This window comes from Brevibacterium samyangense (genome assembly GCF_039529845.1).
GTDB classification, from domain to species: Bacteria; Actinomycetota; Actinomycetes; order Actinomycetales; family Brevibacteriaceae; genus Brevibacterium; species Brevibacterium samyangense.
Window position 1 is genome coordinate 1 of record NZ_BAAANO010000049.1, and the last position, 4,120, is coordinate 4,120.

Annotated in this window: 2 protein-coding genes; both read left to right on the forward strand. The window is 60.1% G+C overall.

Annotated elements, in window-relative coordinates:
• The first annotated feature begins 510 nt into the window (after positions 1-510).
• The gene (locus ABD172_RS15215) at positions 511-2,553 is read left to right on the forward strand and encodes a hydantoinase/oxoprolinase family protein (protein ID WP_344311060.1); all 2,043 of its coding nucleotides are present in this window, start codon (positions 511-513) and stop codon (positions 2,551-2,553) included.
• A gap of 6 nt (positions 2,554-2,559) precedes the next feature.
• On the forward strand, positions 2,560-4,120 hold a 1,561-nt coding region (locus ABD172_RS15220), incomplete at its 3' end, for a hydantoinase B/oxoprolinase family protein (protein WP_344311062.1).

The window sequence follows — 4,120 nt, forward strand, 5'->3', positions numbered from 1 at the left end:
ATCGGTGGCCCCCAAAGGCACGATTCGGTGGCTCCCATGCCTACGAATATTCATCGCTCCGAGTCATCTTCGCGTAGCACCGCAATCGCCAACGTATACGTCTGGTGGCGGACCTCGACCGGGCGACTGCTCACGAGCCATCGACCGATCGGCAGGGGAGCGGCGGAGCGTTCTGCCCGGATTGCGGGACCTCGCAATTGTTCGGTGATCAGTCGGCCAGGGGCCTTCCCGCTCGAATGGAGCAATTCGAACTGATGGTTGAAGACGAAGGCGGATCCTGCACACAGCCGCCCAGCTCTTTGGACGAGCGATGCCAAGGGGTCCTGTCCACTCAGCGCCTGAACGAGTTCGCTCAGGTAAGAATCTTGTTTCTTCATTATTTCCTCCCCACGTGGGCGCACGGAGATTGTGGATTTCACAAATGATGCACCTTTTCTCTTCGTCGCGCACATTGACGGCGCCCAGGTTGCGCTCGAAAGATGTGACCCACTACACGAAAGGAAGTGAGTCATGTCGGACTTGCGCGTTGCCGTGGACGTTGGGGGAACCTTCACCGATGTCTGCATCTTCAATGAAGACGACCAGGTCATGCGGGTGACCAAGGTGCCTTCTACCCCGGACAATCCAATGGAAGCCGTGATCAATGGAGTCGCAAGAGCGAAGGTCGACCTCGCCGATGTGCAACTCTTCTCGCACGGAACGACGGTGGCGACAAACGCGCTCATCACTCGCAGATTCCCCAAAGCAGCAATGGTCACGACCAGGGGCTTCAGGGACGTCATCGAGATTCGAGACGGTACCAAGGATGATCTGTGGGATGCGTACAACGATGTGAGCGGACCGTACATCCGTCGCCGCGACCGCTTCGAAGTGTCCGAGCGAACTGATTACACCGGGGTTGTCGTCGAACCGCTTGACGAAACCGAAGCGAGGAAGCTCGCTGCGCTTCTCCGCAAGCGAGGAGTCGAGACGATTGCAGTATGCTTCCTCAACTCGTACGCCAATCCCGAGAACGAGCACCGGATGAGGGATATCCTCCTCGAGGAACTTCCGGGGACGAGCGTGTCGACGTCCGCCGACATTCTGCCGGAGATCTTTGAGCACAATCGATTCAATACAACTGTTTCGAACGCCGTGCTGGGTCCACTCGTCTCGGGATATGTGAACGAGCTGGATTCCAGGCTCACCGATGGCGGGTATGAAGGAGAGCTTCTCCTGCTGCACTCGGGAGGCGGGTCCATGACGTCGGAGATGGTGTCGAGGTTCCCGGTCCGGCTCGCTGCCTCTGGTATCGCGGCAGGAGCTATTGCGGCGAAGCACATTGCTCTGCAGTGCGGGTACCAGAACGCGGTCGGCCTCGACATGGGCGGGACATCCACTGACATCTCCCTCATTAATGAGGGGCAACTCAACGTTACGAATGAATGGGAAGTTGAGTACGGGCATCCGATTGTGTTCCCGAGCATCGAGGTTCTCACGATCGGTGCTGGTGGTGGGTCACTTGCGCACATCGATCTCGCTGGTTCTCTCCGGAACGGTCCGCAGTCCGCCGGAGCCAAACCCGGTCCCGCTTGTTACGGCCAGGGTGGCGACGAACCGACGAATACCGACGCGAACCTCTGGCTTAATCGCCTCGGTACCGACCTCGCCGACGGTGCAATGTCGCTCGATCGCGGTCTCGCCCACGACGCCATCGAACGCAGGATCGCGGTTCCGATGGCGATGGAGGTTGACCGCGCTGCGGACTCCATCCTCAAGGTAGCCAATGCGAATATGGCCGACGCAGTGCGCATCGTGTCCATCCGTCGGGGGCTCGACCCTCGCGATTTCGCCCTCATTGCGTTCGGTGGGGCAGGCGCCCTTCACGGGGTCGACGTGGCTCGCGAACTCGGCATTCCTGCAGTGATCGTACCGCCGAATCCAGGCGTCACTTCCGCACTCGGATGCCTTCTCGTCGACATTCAGCACGATCTGTCGCAGATGTACACAGCATCTGCAGTCGACGTCGACTTCGACGCTCTCGAAGCCGCCTTCGCTGAGCTCGAGACCGAGGGCGCGGAACGGCTGCGTCATGAAGGCGTGGCCGAGGAAGACGCGACTCTCCAGCGTGGCATCTCGATGCGGTACCAGGGGCAATGGCGTTCGCTGCAGGTGCCGGTCGGGTCGGGCGCAGAAGCGCTTGGAAAAGCTGTCGCCGACTTCCACGACGCTTACGAGAAGCTTTACGCGTTCAGGCAGGAGGAGACCCCAGTGGAGATCTACCAGATTCACCTGAAGGCGATCGGCGTAACGCCGAAGCCGGCCTTCAAGCCTGCTGCTGTCACGGAACGATCCCGGCCGGAGCCGGTCGATACCCGGGATGTCTACTTCGACGGATTCTGGATCGCGACTCCGGTATACCAGCGGGAATCGATGCCCGCCGGCTCGGATTTCACGGGGCCCGCAATCGTCAATCAGCTCGATTCCACCACCGTTGTCCCGCCGAACTGTACTGCGTGGATCGACGAGTGGCTCAACATCCGTATCGAACTCGGCTCGCCGGACGGGGAGTGAAAACCCATGACCACTACGACCAATGACACCTCAGCGACACTCACAACTGCTCGCACACTCGATCCGGTGACCTTCGAAGTCCTCAAGAACGCCTTCTCGACGAGCGTCGATCTCATGAGCGAACAGATACTTCGGACTTGTTACTCGTTCGTCATTTATTCGCGGGACTTCTCCTCGGCGCTCTGCGACAAGTACGGCAATACGGTGATGCAGGGAAGTGCCGACATTGCAGTGCACGTGGGCACGTTGCACTTCCAGTGCAAGGCGGTGATGGAGGAGTTCGGTGAAGATATCCAGCCCGGCGATGTATTCTGCATAAACGACCCGTATAGGGGCGGCACACACTTCAATGACGTGAGCTTCATCCGCCCGATCTTCTCCGAGGGCGAGATCATCGGATTTGCGCAGAACAAGGGGCACTGGGCAGACATCGGCGGAAGTACCCCGGGTTCATTCGATGTGACTGCGAGCGAGCACTTCGGCGAAGGCCTTCGCATCACGCCGATCCGAGTGTGGTCACAAGGGAAGTTCCTGCATGATGTAGCGCAGCTCCTCGTCTCGAATACGCGCGCGCCAGAACAGGCGCTGGGGGACTTGCACGCGCAGTCCGAGGCGACCGCAGTCTGCGAACGCGAAATCCTTCGCCTGGTCGACAAGTACTCGAAAGATGTCGTCGTCGAAGCGATGCAGGAGACACAGGACTACGTGTGCCGAACCGTTCTGGCTTCGCTCAAGGATCTGCCGCACGGCACGTGGGAAACCGTCGATTACCTCGACCAGGATCCAGTAAAGGGTGAGGGCCTCATCCCGATCAAGGTGAAGCTCACCGTCGACGAAACGGGTATCCACTACGACCTCAACGGGTCTGCACCCGCGGTGTCAACCTTCCTCAACTCGGGGTACGGGACGGCATTCTCTTCGATCTATGCGGGTACGAAGACCTTCTTCCCTGAGGTGCCCCTCAACTCCGGTTTCTACCAGGCGGTCACGGCCGATATCGGTGAGGAAGGCACAGTGGTGAACGCCGGATGGCCGCACGCGGTGACGGGGTTCTGTGCTGGCCCGTACGAGAAGATCATGAATTCGATCTTCGAGCTGTGGAGCGCGATCATGCCTGAACGTGCCATGGCATGTGCATTCAACCTCGAGTACCTGCTCGTTGGAGGACACGACGGCCGAGTCGACGGCAGCCCGTACTTCATGTGGTACGACTGGATGGCCGGAGGATGGGGCGGCCGTTCGTCCAAGGACGGATCGGACGCTACAGCACCCGTCTTCGGCGCAGGTCTGGCCGTCCAGCCCGTTGAAGGCCAGGAGCGTTTGTCCCCCGTGCTCACTACTCGTCACGAGATCACGACAGACTCGGGCGGCCCCGGGCGTTTCCGCGGAGGATGCGGAATCAACAAGGGCGGGACGCTCACCGATGCACGCGGAGCGGTGATGAGCTACTGTTGCGACCGCGGCCGCTCTCTCACCTGGGGTATTAATGGTGGTCTTCCGTCGGTGCCGCACGGTGTGTGGCTAAACCCCGGCACACAGGATGCTCGCTACCTTGGTGCTGCTTTCT

Bases quoted from the DNA above. Each gene is read 5' to 3' on its own strand.
- ABD172_RS15215 (WP_344311060.1), top strand. From the start codon at position 511: ATGTCGGACTTGCGCGTTGCCGTGGACGTTGGGGGAACCTTCACCGAT.